Raw genomic sequence first — 26,392 nt, 5'->3', positions numbered from 1 at the left:
CCTAGAGCACCTTTGACAGGAAGCTGCGCGTACGCTCCTCCTGCGGATGCTCGAACACCTCGCGCGGTGCCCCCGACTCAATGATGCGTCCCTCGTCCACGAAGAGCAGGCGGTCGCCTACCTCACGGGCAAAGCCCATCTCATGTGTCACAATAACCATCGTCATGCCCTCGTTAGCGAGGGCACGCATGACATCGAGCACCTCGCCGACCATCTCGGGATCGAGTGCCGACGTCGGCTCATCGAAGAGCATCACCTTCGGGTGCATCGCGAGAGCACGCGCGATGGCAACACGCTGCTGCTGACCGCCCGAGAGATTGTCGGGATAGGCATCCGCCTTCTCCGCCAGCCCCACGCGTGCCAGCAGCTCACGCGCCGTTTTCTCAGCATCGGCGCGTGCGATATGCTTTACCTTCATCGGGGCGAGCATGATGTTGTCGAGCACCGTCATGTGCGGGAACAGGTTGAACCGCTGGAACACCATGCCGACCTCTTCGCGCACTTTATTGATGTTTGCCTCGCCCGAAAGTGTGATGCCGTCGATGGTGACCTCGCCCGCCGTCGGCTCCTCGAGATGATTCATGCAGCGTAAAAGCGTGCTCTTGCCTGAGCCGGACGGACCAATGATGACAACGACCTCCTTCTCCGCAATGGAGAGATCAATGCCCTTCAGCACCTCATCCGTGCCGAACGACTTACGCAGTTCTTTAATCTCAATCATGGACGCGGCACCTCCGTTCCAGATACGCGACAAAGCGCGAGATCGTCAGCGTCATCACGAGGTAGATCACGGCGACGCTCATCCAGATTTCAAACGACCCGTAAGTCTTCGCGATGATGAGCTGACCGCGCCGCGTCAGCTCCTCAAAGCCGATGACGGAGACAAGGGACGAATCCTTCAGCATCGCAATAAACTCGTTGCCGAGCGGCGGAATGACGCGCTTGAACGCCTGCGGCACAATGATGTAGCGCATGGTCTGCAGCCACGTCATACCAAGCGAGCGCCCAGCCTCCATCTGCCCCTCATCGACCGACTGTATCCCCGCACGAAAAATCTCCGCCACGTACGCGCCGGAGTTGATGCCGCAGGCGGAGATCGCTGCGATGAACGGATCGATGCGCTGCCCCGTGATCACAGGAAGGGCAAAGTAAAAGAGGAAAATCTGCACGAGCAGCGGCGTGCCGCGGAAGAACTCCACATAGACCTCCGCCAGCATCCGCAGCGGGCGCAGATGCGAGATGCGCGCCACGCCCACGACCAGACCGATCACAAAACCGATCGCCGTCGAGAGCACCGTGATCTGAATCGTCACTCCAGCACCGACAAGCAGGAGCGGGAACGAATTAACCACGAGATTCATATCGAAATTCATAAACTCATCCATTCCGTCAATAGTACGACGGCATAAACAGCCGCCTTAAGGAAGCACTGATCAATTCAGCGCCATCATCTTGATGCATCTTTTTGCCCGCACTTCGGCGGGAAATTCTCCACAGAACACCATTCTGCCTCCGGTTTTCCACCTCGTTCGAACGAAAAATCTATGCTAATCTGACGAACTTCTTTTTTTCAGTGATTCCTTAATATTATATTTCAATCCCCCTGTGCTGTCAATAAATTCACGCTCTTTACAGCTGTTGTATTACGTTAATTCACATTCCCAAATCTCACGGCACATTTCTCTGTTTTTGTCCCATTCATTGTAAGGTTCACTCTTCGTTCGATGAAATCCAAATTTATCATAAAGATGGCGTGCAGGCTTTAAGAGATCGAGCGTCCCCAGAAAGAGCCGGCGGTAACCTTTTCTGCGGCAAAAAGAAATCGCCTCCGCCAGCAGACGATTTCCAAGCCCATGTCCCTGCACATCCATATCTACACCAAGCCAACGCAGCTGTGCCCGATTCGTCCCCTTTTTGATGACTGCGATATCACCGACCATCTTCCCATCCAGTTCGGCAATCCACATCTGACTGCCCTCCACGTCATCGTAAAGCTCCGCCATCCCGCGCAGCATCTCCTGTTCATAAAATCCGTTAAAGCCATACTGACGCTTATAGAGCTCGTATTGAAAATAACAGACCTTGCTTGGATCTCCCGGCTGATAGGTACGAAGTATGATGTCACTTGACATCTTCTCATCCCCTTTTTATTTGAATAGATAAACTAAATTTCCCCCATAAGCACACGAAAGATGCTGCTTATGGGGGACTGCGGTCGTTTACAAGTCAATATTGACCCATGGATATATGGTTACAGCTTCTTAGACAATGCCTCGATGTTGTCCGACATTGCCTTTGCCTCCTCAACCGAAGCACTGATCTCCTTCATGTTCGCCGCCTGATTCTCAATCAGTCCGTTGATGGACTTAATGCGCTCGGCGATATGACTTGCGGCCTTCTCCATGGATTCGAGTGCCTCGAAGATCTTGCTTGCAGCATCGCGGCTGCTGTCGGCAAGTTTTCTGACCTCCTCCGCCACAACAGAGAAGCCGCGCCCTGCCTCACCGGCGCGTGCCGCCTCGATGGAGGCATTCAATGAGAGAAGGTTCGTCTGCTTCGAGATCGTCATAACGAGCTCGGACATCTTGAGCGTGTTCTCCGTCTGTCCGCGCGTATCCTCTGCAGCCTTCGTGATCTCCTCCTGTACGTTTGAGATCTCCATCGTGCGCTCCATCGTCTGGCTCACGCTCTCCGTGATCGCATCAATCGACGCATATAGGCTGCTGAGCATCGTCTCAAGCTCGCCGTAGAACTTTTCCTTCTTCTGTGCGGTCTGATCCAGCACCTCCGATTTCCGCTTTTCCTCGTCGATATCGACAAAGACACCGATGATCTCCTCCGGATGCCCGCTCTTGTCGCGTACAACATTGCCGGACGCATGGTACCAACGATAGCTGCCGTCATGAACTTTGAGACGATAGTCTGCATTGTACTGCGTATGGCCCGTGAGATCCCGAATGCAGGCGTTGAAGGAGGAAAACGTTCCCTCCACATCGTCCGGATGCAGACGCGAGCTCCACGACTCGATTGTGTTTGGGAAGTCCGATGCGTCACGGAAGCCGATCATACGGCGGAACTCATCCGACCAGATTGCATAGGCAATGCTGAAATCCGGATTGATCTTCATGTACCACATACCGGATTTGATTGCCTCGTTGACCGTACGCAGACGAAATCGCTGATACTCAAGCTCCTCGTTCACACAGTCGATCAGTGCATTCAGCTCTGCGGCGTATGGCTCGCTGTCATGCAGCTTTGAGAACAGCTCATTCTTCTCATGCCCCGCAATAATTCCCTGAATCTTCCCTGCAAAATCCTGTGTATCACCGGCAGCGGCACTGTTCTTGTCAAACATTGCCTTCCCTCCAAAAACATTTCTCAACCTTAGATTTATTGTACCATATCATCCTATATATGCAAGCAAAAAGTCTTCGGCCTGATGCACCGCCCTAAGTTAAAATGTCCGCCGATAAAATGACATTCGCCAGATTGGTGTCGTTTTTTCGTCTGAACGTGTGGTACTCCGAATGCAGCGTGGTGCTCTGTGGAGAATTTTCCGTCAAAGTACGAGCAGCAAAAACTACGTCACGGGGGTAGCATCGAATGCATCAGAACCTCCTTTACTCTACAGCCGTCAAAAACTCCTGTCGCGACAGTCGGAATTCATCGCCATAAAGAATCCATGCAGTCTCTTGTATGCCAAATACAATATCTTGAGAAATATTATAGGCATATCGTGCCCACGGATGTCCAATGTGCTTTTCCCGTATGGCCGTCATCTGCGCCAGCGAAGGGTCTTCTAAGTACTGCTTGCCAAACCCTTCTTCCCGTGAACCCGCGTTTTCATGGCTTGGGAAGAAGAGGTAGTCAGGATTCGCAGCAATGAGCTGTTCTTTGGTCATCTCCTGTCCCATATGATTCCCTGCGGCAGCCTTTGCATTGATGGACTCCGTATAACGGCAGAGCTCATCAAAGGTAGACCCCGCGCCGCCATAATTTGGCATAATGGAAATAAGCGCAATACTCTTGTGTTTCTTCTCCTCCGGCACTAAGGCAATTTTCTCTTGGAGCTCAGTAAGTTTGTCTTCCATTTTCTTAATGAGCTTCTCCCCGCGCTCCGATTCTCCAACAGCCGCAGCAAGCAAGCGTATATTTTCATGGATATCGTCTATGGTGGCTGCTGACTTGAATACAACAACAGGTATATTCAGGTCTCGTATTGCATCGACATTCTCTTTCGGCAGCCATTCCGGAACAGCAACGAGATCCGGCCGCAAAGCAGCGATTTCCTCCACTGATGGGTTGCGAGAAATAACGTTTGAGATTTTCTCACGTACCCATGGAATATTCGTATCCTCTGTATTGGCAAGAGTCTCGTTGATGGCAGCCATGCGCTTCGGCTCCACAAGGCCAAGCATCATCTCATCACTGCTCGCACCAATCGTCAGGATCCGTTGGGGCTTATGCAAAATAGACACAACCGTCCCGTCCGCATCAGTAACACGGTAGGCGGTCTGGTTCTGCCTGTCCGAAATACCACAGCCCGTCAAAGAGAATAACAGCATGAATATGCACGGCAGCATCACTGCACGCAGCCATCTGCTCATAGTTCCACAACTCCTTTTATCCCTCTCGCAAAACTTTCCCCATTATTTTGGAAACTCCCCTCTCTACAGCGCAGAAAGGGGAGTTACAGTGTGATAAAGTTATGATATCCCTCGACGGCGCACCACACGGGAACGCTGCCGGAGGGAAATGACATGGTTCTTAGAAACTCTGCTCCACGCCGATCATGAAGTTGCGTCCGGGTGCCGTCCACCACTCTCCGGGGCCGCCCCACTTTACATTCGAATGCTCGGCATAGAACTGGTTGAAAATGTTGTTCGCCTTGAGATATACCTTTGTTGCGTCGGCAATCTGGTAGTTCATTGCAAGATCGACGACCCAGTAATTATCCGTCGGGAAAGCACCGCGTACCGGTCCCGGGCGTCCAACGATCCCGCGCGCAAGCAGCGACGCATCGAATGCACGGTTGCGGTAGTCGACACCGATGTTCCACTGATCCTCGGGCAGATAACCGTCTGCATTCACGCCTCTCTGCTCCGTCTTGCCGACATGCGTCCGTGTATAGCCAAGGCGCGCGCGCAGATGCGAGTCAACGCGCTTCGCAAGCTGCAGCGACCAGCCATGGGCATCCTCATCGCCGACATTGATGTTCACGTATGTCACAGGATGGTAACCGATACGATCCTTCGAGTGGCGCTTGAAGTAGCTCGCCGTGAGGCTGAGCCCCCTGCCAAAGTCACGGGCAATACCGATCTCCTTCGTGTTGCCGGACTCGGGCTTGAGGTTTGGATTGCCGTATGTCGGTGCATAAAGCTGATTCGGCGTCGGCGTAATGAAGTACGCACTGTAAGAAGCATAGGCGTGCGTCATCGGATCAATGTCATAGCCGAGGCTGACACTCGGGCTGTTGTGACTGCCAAAGGACGAGTTGCTGTCATGACGAATACCCGCTGTGAGTTTCAGCGTCGGAAGGATGCTCCACTGATCCTGTAAATAGAAGGAGCGGTTGATGAGCGTACGATCATCGATGCTCACAATGCCGCCGTTCTTGATCGTCGTATCATCCTTTGTGAACTCGAAGCCGGCCGTCAGCAGATGGTGGCCGAGCTTCTTGTCGAATTGGTCGCTGAATCTCCATGTCGAATCACTAAAATCATAACTGGATCCCGCAGGAGTCCACATGCCATAGGTGAAAATATCATAATCATATTTGCTGCGCGAGATGCTCATCTGATTCTTGGTCGTGTCATTGATTTTCACATTCCAAATCAAATCGCCATCCAAATAATCATAGTTCCCGCGATTGACATTGAGCCCCTGCTGCTTTTCATAGAGTGCCTGATAGCGATCCGAGTCCTTGTATGAGCGCAGATTGAAGGCAAGATAGGATGCCTTGCTCAGATCCTTGCCGAGGTGAAGATTGACCGAGTCCGCATCCAGATGAGACGGCACCGTATTGCCGTGCGCATCCGAAAAGTCTCCGCTCTTATCCTTCTGGTACTTGATGCGCCAGTCCCATCCGTGCTCACCGCCCGCATTCGCGATGCTGTACTGCTGACGTCCATAACTGCCGTAGCCGATGCCGAGCGTCGTCTTCATCCCCGATGCCTTCTTCGTGATGATGTCGATAACGCCGCCCTTCGCATCCGAGCCGTAGAGCGTCGACGCCGAGCCGTGCAGTACCTCGATGCGGTCGATGCCGCCAAGATCCTTCATCGCAGATGCCAAAGAGGCCGAAAAGCCCCCCGCATAGTTCTGGCGGACCCCATCGATCAGAAAGACGACGTCCTCCGACCCGTTGATGTAGAATTTGCTGCTGTTGTTATATCCCGCCGGTGCATACGCATTGACCGTAACGCCCGGCACATCGCGCAGCGCCTGCGTGAGGTCTGTGTAATGGCGGCGCTCGAGGTCCTTGCCTGTAATCACCGTGATATTTGCATCCGTCTTGAGTTCCTTGTTCGGGGTTCTTGTCGCCGTGACGACCGTTTCCCCCAGAGCATGTTCATCTGCCGTATCACTCGCATCGGCTGCGAATGCATGACTGCCCAGAGACAGAACGCCTACACTGAGGGCTGCTGTCAGCGCTGCTCCTAGCTTCTTCCTTGAACACAATCTCTTCATCTCGTAATCTCCTCCTAAAACATTACACATTACTGCAAGGCTGTATACATCTATTCATCTGCTGCGAAGGGATGCACTTCGTCAGTCAGAGAAAAGCATATTCAGGAAGCACTGATAAATTCAGCACAAGCATCTTGACGTATCTTCTTGATGCATGGCATGAATCATAGAAAATAAAAATCCCCTTCCTGCGATACAGAAAGGGGATAGACTCACGAAAAGGCATGATTCGGGCGCAACAATATACGCTCGCGATAGAATCCCTTCCCCGTCTCTCGCAGGTACAAGCAGTGATTCATAACTAGGCAGTTCTCCTGGCTCCAGGTCATCGTTCACCTGCGCCTTCCCAGAGGACATTCCTCCAGTGGCAAATTGGGACGGCAGATCATCTCTGCGCGCCCTGCAGGCTCACTCGCTGATACAGTGGCGGGACCGCTTCGGCATCGGTCTGCATGGCATACTGCCATACAGCCTTCACCGAATTCTCTATTAAGTCTTTGACACCTAACTCGACAATATTCGGTTTTCCAGTAATTCAACCTATCGTACTATAATACGAATTTATTATCTTGTCAAGCGCAAACATACCAACAACACTAAATCCCGATATAGGGCACTACGAATACATGACAAAGCAGTGCTCGATAAAAGGGAGAAGACACACCATGCAGTGAACCTGAATCTATCGGTCGTGCGCTGCGGCGCGCTGCTGTATGCGCAGCTTACTCACCAGATCATCGCGGAAACGATGCTGGAACTCGTGAACGAGATACATTGGCTGGACAGTATCTACGATACTGCATGCTGCGTCGGTATGAAACGGCTGATGCTGATCGACATGCATGACGTAGTCCATCGCCGTCTGCCAGTCGAGCGGCGTCTTCCATCCTGCATGCCGCCGCATCATCTCCCGCGTATATGTCCCTGAGAGGGACTGGTGCAGGTGAATGCCATAGACGCGCTTTCCCAATTCTCCAAGCTCGCGGTAGATCTTTTGCACGTATGCCGCGCCCTCCGCCTCGCTCTGCAGATCCAAGTTCGTGTTCATCAGATGTCCCGTGTCGAGCATAAAGCCCGTATCGGGATAGCTGACGCACTCCAATAGCTCAGCGGCAAGCTGTGGTTTCTGAAAGGTCAGCCCCGGCCACCAGAAATTTTCAAAGAGGAGTTTACACCCCCTCGGTATCTCGTCGGCAATCGCATTGACGAGCTCGATGGCCGTGCGAATAACTTCCTCATCTGTGACAGAAAACATGCGCGTATACATCTCCGACGTGCAGTTATGCGCGACGTGGAAGACGAGATACTGCGGCTGACATTCTGCCGCCCGCCGCAGATTTTCCCGCCAGCCCTCCACCCAGTCGGCAACATCCAACGAGCCGTAATAGCCTCGGATATTGTCCTCGCTGCCGAACTCTGCCATGAGTGCAGAACGGTCCCCGCGCCAAAAATCAACCCACGTCGGCCAAAACAGGAGATGTACGCCCTTGATGTACGTGGGCGAAAACAGCGTGCGATCCCACGTCGCACAGAGCATGAACTCGATGCCGTCAAGCCCCAGTTCCTGCAGAATGGCAGGAAGGGCATCAGTATCGCCGTGAAGGATATGCTCCACATCGCAGTCCGCATTAGAGAGATTGGTTAAGGTAAGCATGGTTAGAACTTGTAGCTGTAGCTCAGGAGGTAGTTGATCGGTGCGCTGTGGTAACGGAGACCGCTGTGCATCGTCGTGTCATCGCGGTCGAGCACGTTGTCAATGCGCAGACTGATCTCGTTGTTCTCATCGGGGGCATAGGATGTGTTCCATGTTGTGAGCAGATAAGGTTTGACCGGGCTAGGCAGCTGCTGTGACGGCAAAACCACGCGACTTGCAAGATAGCTTGCCGTGAGCGAGGAAGTCCACTTGTCCTTTCGATAGGTCACGCCGCCCGTCAACTGTAGCTTACCAAAGGTACGGTACCACCCACCGCCCTTTCGATCAGAGTTATTGATCTGGGGATTCTGCCATGTGACACCCCAGTGATAGGAAAATCCGTTTTTCCCGTGAATCTCGTCGGACAGTTCGATGCCCGTATTGCGAAAATCTTCATTGACATAGGCATATTGTGTGTTGTTCCTTTTGTTCACAGACGCTGTAATATTGTCCTTAACATCAATATGGAAGAGCGCCGCCTTCCAATGATGTCCGCCGTGATTCTTCTTCCATCCGATCTCATAGTTGATGCCCTTCTCCGGCTTCAGATTCGGTGCAGGCCTTTGCATATCATTATTGGGGTACATCTGGGAGAAAGTCGGCATCACAAAGGACTGACTGACATTCAGATAGACGCTGCTGTCACGGTTCAGCTTATGCAGCCACTGTGCCGAGGCACTGAGGTTGCTGTAGTTCTGCCCTCGTGCTGCTCCAGTCGTCCACGTCTCGCGCAGACCGAAGATACCCGTATTCTTTGCATCAAAGCGTTGCTCCCATTGCCCATACAGCCCCCAATTGTTGCGTACATAACGTGCTCCTGTCTTTGTACTGAATGCAGGGAGGAGCGCGTATGTCTCATGTTCCATGCTGAATCCAGCAATTGCTGTGGACTTTCCACCAACATGCCAGGTACGCTGGAGATCCATGCCGTATGTCACATTCTTCTCCCGTTTATCCGTTCGTCCATTGGGTGTCCCGTCCGATTTGATATAATCGGGACCGTTGTATGCCACTGTCCCCGTATTGAAATACAGGCTGCCTTTCCAAGCTCGATCCTTATAGTTTAGCTGTGTCGTATATCGTTTGGTTATGTATTTGCGTGCATTGTACGGATCTCCTGCCACAACCCCCGACGTAGTGTAGTCAACTCGTGTGAATGTGCGCGTGTAACGCACTTCACTTTCATAATAACCCAGAAGAAGATCGAGACGAGGATTCACATGGTAGGTCAATCCCATGCTTTCTTTCTTAATGTCGTGAACATCTGTACGCTGCTTACCTTTAAATTGCGGAACATAAACTGAGCCAATCTTTTTCTTTAGATTCTCTTCACCATAATAGAGCGCATCCCTGCGTCCAAACTTGTCGGTATTGTAATAGAAGCCGAAGCGTTCATCTCCAATACTGACACCATAGCTGCGCTGTCCATAGTTACCGAAGCCCGCGTGAACCTCGTTGGGCATCGTCTTCTTTGTGATGATATTGACAACGCCTGCCGTCGCATCGCTGCCATAGAGTACGGAGCCGCTGCCCTTCACGATCTCGATGCGCTCGATGCTCTCTGCGGGGATTGCATCGAGATTGTACTTGCCGCGCCATGCAATTGGGTTGCCGTTCATCAGCACGAGCACACCGCTTCTTACACCGCGTACATTCAGTTCATTCGACATCGTTCCCATCGACGCACCCGCAGGACCATAGGACTTATAGGCAAAGCCATTCACCTTCGCAAGCACATCCGACGCGTTTGCCGCCCCGCTGTCCTTGATTTCCTGCGCCGTGATAATTGTCGTCGCAGCAGGTACATCGAGATCCCGCTTCTTCGTCCGCGTCGCTGTCACCACGGTCTCACCGAGGGCATGCGTCGCTACCTCCTCGCCAGCGGGCACATCGGCATCCGCCGTCTCCGCCGCATAGACCTGTCCCGTCGTGGCAGAAAGCACAATCGCCGCTGCCAAAAGTCGCTTGTTCCACATTTGCATTACCATTCTCCTTCTCTGCAAGAGTACGGATCGACGCAGTATCAAGGAATCAGTGATAAACTGCATCTATCAGTACATCCATAAGATTGTGACTATATTTATGTTCACCGCCCAAATACATGGGCGAAGTGATTTCATGATTGTTACGTCAGTCTCCCGCTGTGCTGTTGCGATGCCTGCACGCCGTTCCTGTCATAGCGCGCCGCGGCATCAGAACTTGTAGCTGTAGCTCAGGAGGTAGTTAATCGGTGCCGTATAGTACTCCGACCCAGCATGGGATGTGCTGTCATGCCGATCCAGTACGTTGTCGATGCGCAGACGGATCTCACTGTTCTCATTGGGCGCATAGACCGTATTCCATGTGGTGAGCAGGTACGGCTTCGTCTCATAGGCAGGCTCTTTGGACGGCAGCTGGACGCGCTCTGCCAGATAGGACGCAGAGAGATCGGACGTCCACTTCCCACGCCGATAGGAGATCCCGCCTGTGATCTGAACCCGCCCGAAGCTTCGTTCCCAGCCGCGATTCTTCATGGTGTTCTTCACCTGAGGGTTCTGCAGTGTCACGCCCCAGCGATAGGAAAGCCCATTCTTGGCTTGGATGCGATCTGAGAGTTCAATCCCTGTATTGCGAAAGTCCTCATTGGTATACTGATACTGCCCCGACCGAAGTAGGCGTGCAGAGATATTGTCCGTGACGTCCATGTGAAACAGTGCCGCCTTCCACGCATGACCGCCGTGCGTCTTCTTCCAGCCGATCTCATAGTTGATCCCCTTCTGAGGCCGCAGATCGGGTGCTGCCTTCTGTCGGCCGTTATCCGTATACATCTGGGAGAACGTCGGCATGACAAAGGACTGCGTGATGTTCAGATAGGCGCTGCTCTGCGCGTCGAGCTTATGCAGCCACTGTGCCGAGGCGCTGAGGTTGCTGTAGTTCTGGCCCCGTGCCGCCCCTGTCGTCCACGTCTCGCGCAGGCCGAATATCCCCGTATTCTTTGCATCAAAGCGCTGCTCCCACTGTCCGAACAGTCCCCAGTTATTGCGTGCGTACCGCTTGTCCTCCGTGCTGGCAGGTGTCGGCAGCTTCGCATAGATCTCATGCCCGAGATCCATGCCGACGACCGCCGTGGCTCTCGGCTGAACCTCCCACGTACGCTGCACATCGACCCCGTAAGACGTATTCTTTTCACGCGTATGATAGCGTTGATTTGGTGTGGCACTGGAAAATGCCTCGGGGAAATGAACGACACCGGCATAATCCAGCGTCCCCGTGTTGAAGAACAGATTCGCCTTCCATACATGGTCATGATAGTTCAGCTGCGTGATGTACTGCTTCGTCTCGTACTTGCGCCGATTCATCGGATCACCCACATGGATGTGATAGGTGTTATGCGCCGGATCAACAGCGGTAAAGGTACGCGTATACATCCCCTGTGTCTCGTAATAGCCGAGCTGGAAATCCAAGTGCGGATTGATGCGGTAGGTCAGTCCCGTATTGCGCTTGATGACGTTGCTGATGTCCGTCCGCGATGCCCCATGAAAATGCGTGACGGCATAGTCTGTATTGGTGACGCCGCTCTGCCGTCCCCACTTATCGTAGTTATAGTAGAAACCAAATTTCTCATCGCCGACGCTCACGCCATAGCTGCGCTGCCCATAGTTGCCGACGCCGACATGCACCTCGTTGGGCATTGTTTTTTTTGTGATGATGTTGACGACACCGCTCACTGCATCACTGCCGTAGAGAACGGATCCGCTGCCCTTGACGATCTCGACGCGCTCGATCGTGCTCGCAGGGATCTGATCCAGATTGTACTTGCCGCGCCATGCAATCGGATTGCCGTTCATGAGAACGAGTGCACCGCCCTTCAGGCCGCGGATGTTCAGCTCGTTTGTCATGCTGGCCATCGCCGCACCGTTCGGTCCAAAGGAGGTATACGTAAACCCATCCGCCTTTGCCAGCACATCCGATGCCGTTGCCGCGCCGCTCCGTGCAATATCCTCTGCCGTAATGGTGACCGTCGCAGCCGGCACATCAACATCACGCTTCGTCGTCCGCGTCGCCGTGACAATGGTCTCGCCGAGCGTGTGATCGTCTGTCACCGCTGCGGACTCTTCCGCATAGACCTGACCTGTCAGTGCGGAGAGCAGGACCGCCGTCGTCAGTATTTTCTTGTTCCATCGTCTCATGATAATACCCCCCCAAAAAGATAGCAATTCTCATATTCCAAGCCTTATTCCAAACGGAAGTAAAATGTCCACGGAAAAACACCCTTTCGTCCATTGTCTCCCGGGTTAAACTGAAAGCGATACCCCGCCGCAATCGCAGCGCGGTCCATCGCACTGTAGCCAGAGGAGGAGATGAGCTTGACGGACTCGACCGAGCCGTCTGCGGCAACGAGAATCTTGACCGTCACCGAGCCCTCGACATCATCCTCGATGAGTTCCTGCGGGTACTCAGGTGTTGCCTCTGCCCGCAGGCTAGCTGCAACGCGCTCTGCCGGCGGGGCGGGAGGTGCGGCAGGAGCTGCATCTCCGCCGCCCGATGTGCCGGACGTTCCGCCCTTCGTCCCTGTCCCCGCTGTGTCACCGCCGCCGTTGCTGCCGCTGCTGCCCGTCGTCCCCGTCTGCGTGCCGTCTGACGTTTTTGACGATGTGGCAGATGTTTGGGGATTGCTCTTCTGCTTCGATGTCTCCTGCGGTGTTTCGGGCGGAAGTGTCTTGTCGACGATCACAACGTCGCTCACCGCACTCACTGCCGGAGCTGGTGCCGAATCACCTGCGGCAGCCGCGGCGGGCGATCCCGAATCGTAGAGCGTGACCTCCACGGGCGTGTCCCCCGTCTGCGGCACGGCAATCGAGAACAGTCCCAATGCCCCCGCCGCCAAGAGGAGAATCACATGCAGCGCCAGTGACAGGCTGAGTGCTGTGTAGGTCCCCCGTTTTTCCTCCATTACCGTATCCATTTCACCCCTCCAATTTCACACGACGCCGCAGCAGATACAGGAAGTACGGCGTACCGATAAATGCCGTCATGATGCCGACGCGTATCTCCATCCCGTGGAGAAGGATGCGCCCGATGGAGTCGCAGAGCACGAGAAATACCGCCCCCGCAAGAAGGCTCGCCGGAAGCAGCCGCCGATGATCGGGACCAACGAGCAAGCGCATCATGTGCGGAACAACCAGTCCAACGAATCCGATGTTGCCGCTGATGCAGACCCCCGTCGCCGTAGTGAGTGCCGCAAGCACGAGGAACAGCAGGCGAAACGGCGTCACAGACATCCCCGCCGTGCGCGCCTCCACCTCGCCGAAGGCGAGGAGATTCAGATGGCGCGCGAGGAGCAGCATCACCGATGCGCCGACGCCGATTGGCCCAATCCCCAAGAGAACATGATCCCAGCGGCGATAGTCTAAACCGCCGATCGTCCAGAAGAGATACTGCTGCATCTTCTGTTCGTTGAGAACCGTGAGAATGGCCGCCGTACACGCGGCGAGGAACATCCCCACCACAACGCCCGAGAGGAGCAGTGTCATGACCGGGATTCGTCCGTGGCGCATGGAGAGCGATACGGTCAGCCCCACGGCGAGCATCGCCCCGACAAAGGCGAAGGCAGGGAGCAGGAGCACGCTCGATGCGCCGACACCGAGACCGATGGCGAGCACGGCACCGACCGATGCCCCGCTTGACACGCCGATGATGCCGGGATCGGCGAGCGGATTGCTGAAGATCCCCTGGAGCACCGCGCCCGATATGCCCAGCCCGGCGCCGACCATCAGGCCGACGAGCGTGCGCGGCAGGCGAATGTGCAGAAGAACGGCCTCCTGCTCCGGTGTGAGGACGACGTGCGGGAGAATGGGCAGTCCCACGGCATGAGCGAAGTACGCGACGACGTACTCCGCGCTGATGTCATACTGCCCCGAGCACAGAGACAGGACGACAACCGCAGCGAGCGCCCCAACGAGCCCCGCGAAAAAAACACGCTGTTTCATTGTGCCGTCCCTCCCTCTGCCGAAGTCCCAAGGATCACGCGGAGGAGTGCCTCCTTCTCCGCGCGGCTTTCATCTGCCTCCGTATAGACCTCCATGTGATGCGTCATCGGATTTTCGGTGACCCGCACAGGTGCGCCGTACGCATGGGTCAAGAGCGCGTCCGTCAGTACGTCCTGCGGCCGCCCGTCCGCGAGCAGCCCGCCGCCCCCGATGAGAAGGAGGCGCGAGCAGAACCGCGCAGCCAGACTCAGCTCATGTGCGACGAGAAGCACGGTCTTGCCCGCCGCGCAAAGCTCACGGCAAAAACGGAAGATTTCCTCCTGATAGATCACGTCCAGTCCCGTCGCCGGCTCGTCGAGGAAGAGCACGGGGGTCTGCTGTGCGAGCACTTTTGCGAGCAGGACACGCTGCCGCTGTCCGCCCGACATGGCGTGGAGGGGCTTGTCAGCCAGTTCCGAGACCCCCGTATAGGCCATACACGCTGCCGCAATGGCGCGATCTGATTCCGTTTCCTGCTGCCACCACGAAAGGTAGGGATAGCGTCCCGCCAGAACGACATCCAGCGCCGTGTAGTCAAAGGCGATCTCTCCGCCCTGGCGGAGGTATGCCGCACGCTGCGCAAAGTCACGCGGCGAGAGCAGCTGTATCGGCAGCCCCATCAGTGTCACCTGCCCAGCGAGCGGCGGCAGGATTCCGCGCAGTGTCTTGAGCAGTGTACTCTTCCCCGCGCCGTTCGGTCCGATCAGCCCGATGATCTCCCCTGCCCCCACGGAGAATGATACGTCCTCGAGGATCACCTTGCCATGATAGCCGGCATAGAGTTTCTCAACGCGAATGATTTCCTCCAACATCGTCCCCCCTCGTGCTCAGTGCACGGCCGAAAGATGCTCGTCCGCAGGCTGCCGAAATACGTCGCCATAGACGCGGTAGGCAATCTCCTGCACGCCGAAGACAAAATCCTGCGAGCAGTTGTAGATATACCCCTCGAAGGGTTCGGCAAACGCCTGATTCCGAATCGCCTTCATCGTCTGCAGAGAGGGATCCCCCAGATACTCCCTGCGGAACTTGTCCACATCATAGTTCCCGTGATCGTTGTACGTCGGCAGGAAGAGGATGTCGGGATTGATCGCGACAAGCTGCTCTTTCGTCATCACCTGTCCATCACGTATGCCAAATGCAGCGCGCCCGTTCGTAACTCCTGCGAGAGAACAGGCCTCGTCAAAGCTGCTGCCAATGCCGCCGTAGGCACTCATGAGCGAGATGAGGACGACGCTCTTGCGCTGCTCCGGCGGAATCTGCTGCACCTTTGCCTCAATCTCCGCCAGTTTTTCATCCATCATAGACTGCAGCCGTGCGCCGCGTTCCTCTTCGCCCGCCGCTGCCGCGAGCAGAGCGATCGTCTCACGGATTTCTGTGAGGTTCTTTGCCCCTTTGCAGACGACCACCTTCAGCCCCGCCTCGCGCAGAGACGGCACGATGGAGAGATCCCCCCAGTCCGGCACAACGACGAGATCCGGCTGCAGTGCCATGATCTCCTCCACGGTCGGATTTCCGATGCGGTGTGGAATCGCTTTTACGAGCTCTGTCACATTGGAGCTCACAGGATCGTCAAGGAGACCATTGACCGCTGCTATGCGTTCCGGCTCGACCAGCCCCAGCATCACCTCATCCGTACTCATCGACAGTGTGATGATGCGTTTGGGCGGCGCAGGAAATGCGGTGACCGTCCCCTCCGTATCTGTCACCTGATATGCGACAGGCTCCGACGAACGGGGTCCCGACGGACTGCACGCCACAAGCAGAAGGCTCAGCACGCAGAGGAGGAGTGCCATGTATTTTCTCAATGATATAGTCTCCTTCCCTTCAGACACAAACATGAATTATAGCATAATTTTCTAGTGTTTTGATTGTTCTTTGTGTTATTTTTATCGAATCATTTGCTTGCGCCGCAAAATATTTCCATTCCACAGCAATTCCTCGATATGACGTGAGCCGCGCAGTCCCATGAACGAGCTCTCCGACAAGTACAGCGCATCCTGCACGGGATAGGCAACGGGAAGATACTGCGTCCCACGCGGATCAATATGGGCAGACTCGTTGCTGCTCCCGAGCAGCAGCCCGTCCTCCATCTCCGCAAGGAGTTCCCGTATCCGCATGGCATCCGTCTCGCCCAATATCTCATCCGCGAGGGGCAGGGCCTCCCGTGCCCCTGCCGCATCTGCCGCAACCGCGAGATGGCAGACATCTGCCCACTCCGTCCGAAGTGCCTGCGCAAGCCCCCAAGCAACGGAGCGCGGAGCGCGGATCAGCGTTGTGTCATAGCAGAGCTCCCCCCAGAGGCTCTTGCATTCGTTGATGCGCAGAAAGTCCTCACGCATCACGCGCACAATCTCATCCTCTGCCGCGCCCCCATGTAGGGGCGGCAGCACACGGGCGATCTCCTGCAGCCAGTGCCGCGTCCCTGCACGCCCATACGGCGGCAGCGGTGCGAGATAGGGCATGCCGCAGAGCTCATTGAGCAGGCGAGCGCTCCCCAGTCCGAGCTCATCGTGCACGACGATATTTAGTGCCGCACGCGTCAGAGTGGCCATTCCGGCAGCGGACAGATCGCTGCCGAGGACGGCATTCACATGATAGCCCGCCATCTCAAGCAGTCGCACGAGTTCGCACACATCGTTGCCGCCATTGCAGTAGGTACTCGTCATGCCGATCAAATTGACCGTATGCGCCCGAGTCTCCTGCCGCCCTGCCAGAAGCAGCGGCAGTGCGGTGCACGCTGCCTTGTCCCAGCCGTCGGCAAAGCTGCCGGTAAGGCCGCTCGTATCGAGGGCGACGATCGGACAGGTGATCCCCGCGCCGCGCGCAATCGCCTCAACATCGTCGCCGATGAGCCCTGCCGCACAGCTGCTAATAATTGCAAGCAGTGCGGGCGGCTGCTCCACATAGGGAGCAAGGGCCTCGCGCAGATACTCCTCCGCACCGAAGACAATCGCATCGTTGTCAAGCTGCGTACAGAGCATACGATGGGAGATTGTCGCCTGACTGTGCTCAATGTGGCGCATGGCAAAGAAATGACACCAGAGAGGACCGTTGACGACGATCACCGCATCCTTGATCCCAGCAAAAAATGCCGTTGCTCCTGCCAGCGCACAGGTATCCGTGCACATACAGACATCGTCGAAGGATTTTTCACGATCATCCATAGATCAGCCCTCCCCTGCTCTCGTGCCGATGCAGAATCCGCCGCATATCATCCAGCAGGCGGCGCTCCATCGACCAGCCGACCGACGGCAGCAGCGCAAGGAAGAGCTGGCGCAGCTTCGTATCGACAAGTTCATGTGTCGTGAGGACAAAGTCCACACGGTGCAGCAGTTCCTCTGCCGCAGCATCCCCCTCATGATGAATGGGGACATCGGTTTGTCTCTGCAGCTCCTCCTCCATCACCGCACGCCGCTCGGGCATGAAGCAGTCCAGCAGAACGATGCCGTCCAGTTCAATCCCCGCCTTGTCCAAGAGCCGCAGGATGATCTCCGGCTGGAACCATGTGAGGTCGCGGCCGATGGCAAGCGCACATCTGCGTCCCGCAAGATCATTGTGTGCCTTTTCCACGGCAGCGACGAAGGAAGCCTCCTCCGCCACAATGGCGCGTTCCGCCGTCTCCTCACAATGACAGATCTGACCGACGCGCCGCAGCCACCGCGTCGTCTCCTCCGCCCCCACGGCGTAGACATCGGCAAGATAGGGCGTCCCGAGACGCTCTCTGATATGCGCGGCGAGCGCCGCCAGTTGTGCCTGCTTTTCGTTGTCCATGCGACGGCCAAGGAGGATGACGAGCTCCGCCTCCGGTACCGCCTGCAGTTCATCGAGCGCGAGATAGGATGGGAACTGTCCCGTCACGCGCAGACCGAGTAGGGAGAGCAGCCGCCGCAGTTCCTTGACATATTCACCGTGCATCCCCCCGCAGTCGCCGAGGAGCACCACGGTGCCTTCCTTTCGTTCGGCGGGCTGCATAAAGCGATCCACGAGTGTCCGTGCAGCATCGAGATAGCCCGCATAGTACTCCCCGTCGAGAAAGCCATGTGCCGAGACTGCCGTGACCGGAAGCCCCAGTTCCTCCTCCATCTCCGCCGCGATCGCCTGTGTATCGTCGCCGATCACACCGCTCACACAGGAGTTGGCGATAAACACCGCCTGCGGATGATATTTCTGTGCGGCAAAGCGAATGCACTCGCGCAGACGCTCCTCACCGCCAAAGACCGCCTCGTTCTCGCTAAGCCCACTCGTCAGGAGCGGCACAGGAGAGAGCCGCACCGATGTGCCCGCCGCTGTCAGCCGATGAAAGCTGCTCACGTCCATCCCGTGCGCGATGTGGGCGCATGGACGCGGACTGTGAAAGACGACGAGCGCACCGCGCACGAAGGAGAGCGCACGCCAGACACCGGGCATGCTGCAGCTGCAGTTCGTACGGCGCACTCCGACGCGTTTGACCTCAATCCCCATAGCTCTCCACCAGTTCCTCGAGCTCCTCGAACGCCATCGGCGTCGGCACGGTCAGCATTTCGTTTGTATCAATCGCATGCGCGAGTGCCTTGTAGTACTGCGCCTGCTCTGACTCCGGTGCGTAGGCGATGAGTGTCTGTCGATGGATCTCCGCCTCGTGCACAGCGCGCGAACGCGGGATATAGGTGATGAGCTGCGTCCCGATACGCGCGGCAAACGCCGCAAGGAGTTCGCGCTCGTTGTGTACGTCGCGCCCGTTGCCGATGATGCCGCCAAGCTTTACCGCACCACGCGCAGCAAAGCGGCTCACGCCCTTTGCAATATTGTTCGCCGCATACAGCGACATGAGCTCGCCCGAGGAGACGATGTAGATCTCCTCAGCGTACCCCTCGCGGATGGGAACGGCAAATCCGCCGCAGACCACATCGCCGAGGACATCGTAGAGTACGACATCCAGATCGTCAAAGGCATGCAGTGCCTTCAGACGCTCAAGTGCCACGATGATCCCGCGCCCGGCACAGCCGACCCCCGGATCGGGGCCGCCCGCCTCAATGCAGCGCACGCCGCCGGCACCCTCGTGCACGATTTCGTCAAGCGTGAGTGCCGCGCCCTTCTTCTCACGCTCGAGATCGAGGATCGTGGACGGGGCAATACGCCCGAGCAGCAGACGCGTCGAGTCGTTTTTCGGATCGCAGCCGATCTGACAGACACGCCGCCCCATCTGGGCAAATGCCGCAGACACATTCGCAGCTGTCGTGGATTTGCCGATGCCGCCCTTGCCATAGAACGCAATTTTTTTCATAAGCTCACCTATTCTTACTCATATACTGCCCTCTGCCCGTTCCTCCAAATCACCCTCAATGGAGAGGTAGAGGCTGCGCAGCTCGTCCAGCGTTTCCTGTGAGGCGTTCCACAGGCCACGCTGCTGTGCCTCAAGCAAGGTCTCTGCCATGCGGTGGAGCGCCCATGGATTGACCTCCTGCATCCACTCCTGCATCTCCGCGTCGAGGACATATTTGCGCGCGTAGCCCTCGTACATCCAGTCCTTCATCACGGCACTCGTCGCGTCCCACTGATAGCTGTGCGCCAGATAGTTGGCGAGATCGGAGGCACCCTTGTAGCCGTGCTTTTTCATCCCCTCGATGAACTTTGGATTCATCGCCTCCCCACGGAACAGACGCGCCGCCTCCTCCGCAACGCTGCGCAGGACAATGCGCTGCCGGTCACTCGAATCGCCCGTATAGGAGCGCGGTGCCTTGCCCGTCAGTGCCCGCACGGTCGCAATCATACCGCCGTGGTAGGCGTTGTAGTCATCCGAGCTGAACATGTGCGTCTCGCGCGTATCCTCATTCTTGACCGTGACATCCAGCCCCGCCATGCGGCGCTGAAAGACCTCCGGATCATACGCACGCGCCATTCCGTCGCCGCCGTACGCTGTTCCCGAGAACCGCGTATAGACCGCAGCGAGGTCATCGAGGGTTTCCCACGCCTTGGACTCGAGCAGGTCGCCGACACCTGCGCCATACGCTCCCGGCGGATCGCCAAAGATGCGGACGGAGGCGCGTTCCCATGCACTCTCCTGCGTCTCGCCCTGCTCCTTAAGCCATGCCGTATCGGAGAGGACGTGCTTGCGCACATAGTTCTCCTCATCGCTTTCGTCGAGATCGCGCACCATGCGCACTGCCTGATCCACCCAGCGTATGGCGTTCGGCACTGCATCACGGAACAGCCCGCTGATGCGTGCCGTCACGTCGATGCGCGGCCGCTGGAGCTCTGCGAGGGGGATGATCTCAAGCCCGCAGACACGCTGCGACGGACGCCGCCAGACAGGACGCACGCCCATGAGGTAGAAGAGCTCCGCGATACACTGTCCATGACTGCGCATGTTCGAGCCCGCCCAGAAGACGATGCCGACCGCCTCGGGATAGCGCCCCTCATCGCTGATGTACTGCTCGATGAGCGCGTTCCCCAGCTGTTTGCCATACTCCCATGCAGCGGGCGTCGGCATACAGCGCGGATCGAGGCCGTAGAAATTACGCCCCGTCGGCAGTACATCGACGCCGTTTGTCGTCGGCGCGCCCGCAGGGCTCGGCTCGATGTAACGCCCCGTGAGAGCACGCAGCGTCTCCGTGATCTCCCCCTCCGTGCGGCGCAGGCGCGGCACCATATCCTCCACGACCTCATGCAGCGCATGGGCAAAGGCGGCGTGCATCTCCTCCGAGGAGCCGGCTATCACGGACAGCTCCATCGCCCGCGCGACGGCCTCCGGTGCATAGTCATGCGCCGCAAGGAAGGAGATAAGCGCACGCATCTCTGCCTCGACAGCATCCAGCTTTCGCCCATAGGTCATGCCATCCGTCGTCATGCGCTCGCTGTGTGTGAGCAGCTCCTCATAGTCGTACCCCGACTGCTCGGCCACGAGACGGACGAGGGATTTCTCCCCGCCATGCTCCATGCGCGCGAGCGCACACAGGAAATCGATCAGCGCTTCGCCCGCAGGCGCACGTCCGAGGATGTGCAGCCCCGTGCGAATCTGCATATTCTTGAGGTCGGTCACATAGTTGTGGAGGGCATCGGCATAGTCGTCAAAGGAATCGCCTTCGTCGATTTCCCCCTCGAAGTGGCAGGCGGCAGCTTTCTCACGGACAAGCTCCTGCGCCGCCTCGATATTGTCCGGCTGTGCTGCGCGAAAATGGACATACTCATCGAGCGCCTGTTCCAGTTCTCCGATCTCCTCAAACTCCCCCGCGAGCTCCATCGGCGGCGAGAGGTGACTGATGAGGCATGCCGCACCGCGCCGCTTTGCCTGAATCCCCTCCCCGACAATCGTGATCCAGTAGGGATAGATATCCGGCAGATCGCCAAGCGACACATCCGGCCAGCAGCGGTTCGAGAGCGCCGTGCTCTTGCCCGGCAGCCACTCGAGGGAGCCGTGCGTCCCGACGTGAATGACCGCATCCGCCTGCCAGATGTCGCGCAGCCAATGATAGTACCCGATGTAGTGGTGTGTGGGAGCGGCGTCCGGCGAGTGGAGCAGCTTGCCGGGATCCTCGCCAAAGCCGCGCGGGGGCTGCACCGTGATGAAGAGATTCCCGTTCAGCGTGCCCGGGATGAGCAGTGTCCCATCGTGATTGAACACATCACCGGGCGCATCGCCCCAGTCTCGCTCGAGCTGTGTACGCACCTGTTCCGGCAGCTCCGTGAAAAAGGCGCCGTACTGCGCTGCCGTCAGCTGCCCATCGGCAGACTTTGCCTGCTCCATCGTCATAAAGCGGCGATCATTGGTCGCGTGATCCGTCAGCAGCTTCATGAACGCCTTACTGCTCTCCGGGATCTCCTCCATGACGTAGCCCGCCGTCCGCATTGCCCTCAGCAAAGAGAGGACGCTCTCGGGCGAGTCCAGCCCCGCGGCGCTGCCGATGTTTGCATTCGTCGCGGGATAGTTGTGAAAGACAATCGCGACTTTCTTCTCCGCGTTCGGCTTATGGCGCAATGCCACCCATTTCCGCGCCTTGCGTGCCATCCGCTCCACGCGCTCATCCAATGGCGCATAACTGACCTCGCCGGCCTCATCGCGCACCTTCGCCGCAATCGGAACGGCGTGGATCACACCGTCAAACTCCGGCATGGCGACGCTCATCGAGACCTCCATCGGATCGAGCCCCGCCGGAGAGCGCTCCCACTCCTCCTTTGGCGCGAGAACGGTATACGCCTCAAGAACGGGCACACCGAGCGCATAGAGATCCTCGGGACGCGTACCGCCTGCCTTGAGAGAGAACTTCATCGTGCTGATGATAACATCGACGTAGGGCGTTCCATCCCTGCAAAAATATTTTTCGATTGCTTCCATCAGGGTCGGAGATTCCACGCGCTCATCACGATAGGCGTTCGAGAACACGGCGACGGCGTTCATCCCCTCCGCCTCAATCGCACGGATGAGTGCCGTGTGATAGGTAAAATCTCCCGTAATCCACTCCGAGCGATAGAAGATCACGCCGACCGTCGGGCGTCCCTCCACGTAATGCGCGCCGAGATAGCCCGCGATGTCCTCGGGATCTCCCGCCCATGCCGGATGATAGACACCGTTCCATGCGAGCGGTTTGGGCGGCTCTGCCGTGCAGGAAAGCCCTCCGAACACTCTGCCGAGCCAGCGGAAGAGGTTGCACATATTCTCCTCGCCGTCATAGCGAAAATACGCCCACGTCAGTTGAATCTGCTCCTCTGAGAAGCCATACGTCACCTTGTCATGCTCCGCATTGTCCACGACAATCAGATGCAGCATCCGACGTTTCTGCAAATCGCGCGACGCCTGCTTCAAAAAGTCGTTGTCCAGCCCTGTGCCCATCCAGAGAAAGAGATGGAGATCCGCTGCCGCGCGCATTTCCTCCCAGCGATCCATGCCGTCGACGGCGCACACACGTACCTCCGGCTTTTCCATATCCGCTGCACAGCGGCGTGCGAGCACGCGCACGCGCAGGATGTTGGTGTAGACTGCAATCCTCATATCGTACCGCTTTCTTCCGAGAGCTTTTCTGCCCTTGCACAAACAGAATCCACAAGAAATCGTGTCATTCTTCTCATGTTATCCTCTTCATCCTGCCCCTCAGCAGGCGATGGGACGTCTGCACAGCGTGCCATCTCCATGAGAAAATGCGTCCCCATCGCACGCGTCTCCTCCTCCGTGAGCAGCCCCCACAGAAACTCATCGCAAAGATGGATATAGCTCACACCGAGGGCAAAGACGCCCGGACATTCCCCGATTTCGTGGAGAATCTGCAAAAAACGCGGCTTGATGAGGTGTACCGTCTGCTCCCGTGCCTCATAGTCACGCCAGAGAGAATCTCCGGTGATGCCGAAGCGGCGCAGTCGACGCAGGAGATTGTGTTGGCGCGCAGGGGTCAGCCCCGACTGCTTGCCGAGCGTCTCCTTGACCGCAGCTATGACCGCCTGTCCGATCAGCTCGCCGAGTTTGGAGTGCTTGCCCGCCCCCTCGAAGTACAGCGGCGATTCCGTATTGGCGACGACGATGGTCTGATCGGTGCCCGATCCTGTGGCAAGCCCGCAGGAGTAACGGCTCTCCGCCATGAGCTCCTGCAGTGCGGCTGTCTTTGCCTCCGTGCAGGTAACGAGTGCCCGCGCGAGAATGCCCGGTGGCAGATCGGCGTCGATCACGAGGATGATGTTGATCGTTCCGCATTTCTTCGGAACCGTCTTGTAGTACGATGCCGGATCGCCAACACGCCCGCCGTTGGTCTCCACACCGCCCGTGACAATGGCCGTGACCGTGAGCTCCTTATAGCTGCGCGACTGTACGGAGACGTTCTCCATCTGTGCCGCCGTCCCCATCCCCGTGCTGCGATCCGGATCCAGACCGATGCGCTGTGCAACAATGCGCATACTCTCCACATAGGTGTCTGCAAAGCTCTCACAGGGCATCCCTGCGCCCTGTGTCATATCGCGGTTGAACACTGCTGTAAAATCCTCGTGGTACCCCCCGTTGTATAGTGACGTGCTGAGTACCTTGCGCGCACCGGCAAAAAACAGTGCGATGCTCTTGTCGTATCGGTAGGCGATGTCCCCCGTTGTCAGCTTTACCAGTTCCACGATGTTGCCAACCTCCTAGTCACATCGACACGCCGCGGGATGCGCAGACAATCTCAAGCACGCCCTCCGCCGAGAGCTGCTCCAAGGTGTAATATCGTGCGTCCATGCGGCGGGCGAGCTCCGGCGCAATACCGACGCGCGGGACGGTGCGCTCCGTATCAAGGACAAGACTGAGCGCCTGTGTCCCGGCAACTTCCTCCGCCGCCCGCAGGGCGCGCTGCACGCCCGCATCCCCCTCTTTGGCGTTCGCCCGACCATCCGTGACCAGCACGAGAACATTTTTCCCGCCGCCCCTGCGCTCCAGCTCATGCAGCATCTGCAGGGCGTGGGCAAGCCCCTCGGCAAGCGGGGTTCGTCCGCCCGTCGGCAGCGCGCGCAGCTGCTTTTCCGCCAGCTCCACGCTGCGCGTCATCGGCAGGAGAGTCTCCGCGCGATCGCGCCGAAAAGCAATGAGCCCCACACAGTCCCGCTTTTGATACGCCTCCTGCAAGAGGGAAAGAATCGCGCCCTTCACCATGCGCATACGCTCACGTGCGCCCATCGAGCCGCTGGCATCGACGAGGAAGAGGATGTTCGCTGCTGTGCGCTTTGCCCGCACCCAGACGCGCACATCCTCAGGGCGAATGACAACCGCCGGACTGCCCTGACGGATGTGCTGATGGGGCGCGGCTGCGCGCAGTGTCGCAGAGAGCGCGAGATCGGGGCGGCGGCCGGCACGCGGCATCTCCGTTCGCAGGCCGCGCCCGTCTGCTGTATGCGTTTGGAGGATGTCACGCTTGCCGCTCTTTCCGCCCTGTGTACGCATCGTCATGGAGAGAAGCGAGAGCCGCGCCATGACGCCTTCGAGCGGGGCAGAAATGCGATCTTCCTCATCAGCACGAGGAGAGTCCTCCGACGGTGATGCATCATCCGTCTCATCCTGCGAGGCGTCCTGCTGTTCATCGCACTGCATGGACTCCTGCCGCTCATCCGCTGCACCCTCATCCTGCGGCAGAAGCGGATCCTGCGCGCCATCTGGTACATCGCTATTGCCCTGCTCCGCCACATTCGCGTTGTCAGGTGGTGGCTGCTGTTCCTCCTGCGGACGGCTCATCCGATGCACGAGTACGAACTCCGCTGCCTCCTCCACATCCACGGGCATAACGAATGCTCTGCCCGCGAGCGCCGCAAGCGCACGCGACGCCTCGATGAGATAGATCTCCGCATGGTTTCCGACACAGTGCGCACGCAGGACGCAGGCGGCCGCAAAGTGCAGAATGGCAGACGGCACCGCCACGCGCGGCAGGAGCTCACGTGCACGGCAAATCGAGGCTGCAAATTCCTCCTCCTGCGCGGCATAGGACGCACGAAACGCCGCCGAGTCGCGCTCAAAGGCGAGCACCCGTGCGGCGATCTCCCTGCGCTGTGCAGGGTCAGTCACATCCTCCATCGACACAAAAAGCCCGAAGGCATCCAGCAACGTGGGGCGGAGCGTCCCCTCTGCGGGATCCATCGTACCGACAGGGGTATAGGAAACTTCTTCGGTAAATGAAAGCCCGTCTCGCTCAAGGCGAAAGAATCGATCCTCCGCACATTTCAGAACCGTGGACAGAATGTCCTCGCGCAGGAGATTCACCTCGTCCATATAGAGGAAGGTATTGCGTGCACGATGAAGAAGCCCGTGCCGCAGGCGTCGTTCTCCCTGCTGCAGGGCAGCCTCCATGTCGATTGTGCCGAAAATCATATCCTCCGACGCACCGAGCGGCAGTTCCGCCATGCGTCCCGTCACCGTAAAGGGGGCTGCCGCACGAACAAGAACGGATTTTGCCGTTCCGCTCGTACCGGAGATCAGGAGGGCGCCGGCACGCGGGTTCACCAGTACAGCCGCAAGTGCGCGCTTCGCGTGCTCCTGCCCGACCACAGCCGTCAGTGGATAATGCGGGATATTCAAGCTCTT

At 57.4% G+C, this 26,392-nt stretch carries 19 protein-coding genes and 1 riboswitch; all 19 genes read right to left on the bottom strand.

Annotated elements, in window-relative coordinates:
• Position 1: 1 nt before the first annotated feature.
• A complete protein-coding gene (locus ADJ74_RS07660) occupies positions 2 to 721 on the bottom strand; it encodes an amino acid ABC transporter ATP-binding protein (RefSeq protein ID WP_009442794.1) in 720 nt (239 codons plus the stop codon).
• Positions 714 to 1,373 carry an amino acid ABC transporter permease gene (locus ADJ74_RS07655; protein WP_172664524.1) on the bottom strand — a complete coding sequence of 220 codons (660 nt, stop codon included), beginning with the start codon at positions 1,371 to 1,373 and terminating at the stop codon, positions 714 to 716. The genes ADJ74_RS07660 and ADJ74_RS07655 overlap by 8 nt, the downstream gene beginning before the upstream one ends.
• A gap of 270 nt (positions 1,374 to 1,643) precedes the next feature.
• Positions 1,644 to 2,132: a GNAT family N-acetyltransferase gene (locus ADJ74_RS07650; protein WP_050343218.1), complete on the bottom strand. Its 489-nt coding sequence runs from the start codon at positions 2,130 to 2,132 to the stop codon at positions 1,644 to 1,646.
• 119 nt (positions 2,133 to 2,251) lie between these two features.
• Positions 2,252 to 3,355 (bottom strand): methyl-accepting chemotaxis protein, encoded by a 1,104-nt coding sequence (locus tag ADJ74_RS07645; protein ID WP_050343216.1) that lies wholly within the window; start codon positions 3,353 to 3,355, stop codon positions 2,252 to 2,254.
• 265 nt (positions 3,356 to 3,620) lie between these two features.
• The gene (locus ADJ74_RS07640; RefSeq protein WP_371257515.1) at positions 3,621 to 4,607 is read right to left on the bottom strand and encodes an ABC transporter substrate-binding protein; all 987 of its coding nucleotides are present in this window, start codon (positions 4,605 to 4,607) and stop codon (positions 3,621 to 3,623) included.
• Between the two features lie 160 nt (positions 4,608 to 4,767).
• A complete protein-coding gene (locus tag ADJ74_RS07635; RefSeq protein ID WP_050343214.1) occupies positions 4,768 to 6,690 on the bottom strand; it encodes a TonB-dependent siderophore receptor in 1,923 nt (640 codons plus the stop codon).
• Between the two features lie 286 nt (positions 6,691 to 6,976).
• Positions 6,977 to 7,213: riboswitch (cobalamin riboswitch) on the bottom strand.
• A gap of 159 nt (positions 7,214 to 7,372) precedes the next feature.
• A complete protein-coding gene (locus ADJ74_RS07630; protein ID WP_050343211.1) occupies positions 7,373 to 8,344 on the bottom strand; it encodes a TIM barrel protein in 972 nt (323 codons plus the stop codon).
• A 2-nt stretch (positions 8,345 to 8,346) separates the two neighbouring features.
• On the bottom strand, positions 8,347 to 10,371 hold the full coding sequence (locus ADJ74_RS07625) for a TonB-dependent siderophore receptor (RefSeq protein ID WP_157040601.1): 2,025 nt from the start codon (positions 10,369 to 10,371) through the stop codon (positions 8,347 to 8,349).
• 204 nt (positions 10,372 to 10,575) lie between these two features.
• Complete coding sequence (locus ADJ74_RS07620; protein ID WP_084708970.1) at positions 10,576 to 12,552, bottom strand: TonB-dependent siderophore receptor; 1,977 nt, start codon at positions 12,550 to 12,552, stop codon at positions 10,576 to 10,578.
• Between the two features lie 44 nt (positions 12,553 to 12,596).
• The gene (locus ADJ74_RS07615) at positions 12,597 to 13,328 is read right to left on the bottom strand and encodes an energy transducer TonB (RefSeq protein ID WP_050343207.1); all 732 of its coding nucleotides are present in this window, start codon (positions 13,326 to 13,328) and stop codon (positions 12,597 to 12,599) included.
• 1 nt (position 13,329) lies between these two features.
• Positions 13,330 to 14,352, bottom strand: coding sequence for an iron ABC transporter permease (locus ADJ74_RS07610; RefSeq protein ID WP_050343205.1), 1,023 nt, complete (start codon positions 14,350 to 14,352; stop codon positions 13,330 to 13,332).
• Positions 14,349 to 15,203 carry an ABC transporter ATP-binding protein gene (locus ADJ74_RS07605; RefSeq protein ID WP_050343203.1) on the bottom strand — a complete coding sequence of 285 codons (855 nt, stop codon included), beginning with the start codon at positions 15,201 to 15,203 and terminating at the stop codon, positions 14,349 to 14,351. The genes ADJ74_RS07610 and ADJ74_RS07605 overlap by 4 nt, the downstream gene beginning before the upstream one ends.
• 15 nt (positions 15,204 to 15,218) lie before the next feature.
• A complete protein-coding gene (locus ADJ74_RS07600; protein WP_157040616.1) occupies positions 15,219 to 16,184 on the bottom strand; it encodes an ABC transporter substrate-binding protein in 966 nt (321 codons plus the stop codon).
• A 93-nt stretch (positions 16,185 to 16,277) separates the two neighbouring features.
• Complete coding sequence (locus tag ADJ74_RS07595; RefSeq protein WP_050343199.1) at positions 16,278 to 17,555, bottom strand: nitrogenase component 1; 1,278 nt, start codon at positions 17,553 to 17,555, stop codon at positions 16,278 to 16,280.
• Positions 17,548 to 18,852 (bottom strand): nitrogenase component 1, encoded by a 1,305-nt coding sequence (locus tag ADJ74_RS07590; RefSeq protein WP_050343197.1) that lies wholly within the window; start codon positions 18,850 to 18,852, stop codon positions 17,548 to 17,550. The genes ADJ74_RS07595 and ADJ74_RS07590 overlap by 8 nt, the downstream gene beginning before the upstream one ends.
• The gene (locus tag ADJ74_RS07585; RefSeq protein WP_050343195.1) at positions 18,842 to 19,654 is read right to left on the bottom strand and encodes an AAA family ATPase; all 813 of its coding nucleotides are present in this window, start codon (positions 19,652 to 19,654) and stop codon (positions 18,842 to 18,844) included. The genes ADJ74_RS07590 and ADJ74_RS07585 overlap by 11 nt, the downstream gene beginning before the upstream one ends.
• A gap of 18 nt (positions 19,655 to 19,672) precedes the next feature.
• Positions 19,673 to 23,356 carry a cobaltochelatase subunit CobN gene (gene cobN / locus ADJ74_RS07580; protein ID WP_050343193.1) on the bottom strand — a complete coding sequence of 1,228 codons (3,684 nt, stop codon included), beginning with the start codon at positions 23,354 to 23,356 and terminating at the stop codon, positions 19,673 to 19,675.
• On the bottom strand, positions 23,353 to 24,456 hold the full coding sequence (locus tag ADJ74_RS07575; protein WP_050343191.1) for an adenosylcobinamide amidohydrolase: 1,104 nt from the start codon (positions 24,454 to 24,456) through the stop codon (positions 23,353 to 23,355). The genes cobN and ADJ74_RS07575 overlap by 4 nt, the downstream gene beginning before the upstream one ends.
• A gap of 19 nt (positions 24,457 to 24,475) precedes the next feature.
• On the bottom strand, positions 24,476 to 26,386 hold the full coding sequence (locus tag ADJ74_RS07570) for a VWA domain-containing protein (protein WP_050343189.1): 1,911 nt from the start codon (positions 26,384 to 26,386) through the stop codon (positions 24,476 to 24,478).
• Positions 26,387 to 26,392 lie beyond the last annotated feature (6 nt).

Source organism: Selenomonas sp. oral taxon 478, assembly GCF_001189555.1.
GTDB lineage: Bacteria > Bacillota > Negativicutes > Selenomonadales > Selenomonadaceae > Centipeda > Centipeda felix.
The sequence above is the reverse complement of the archived record's forward strand: the minus strand, read 5'-3'. Positions and strand labels throughout refer to the sequence as shown.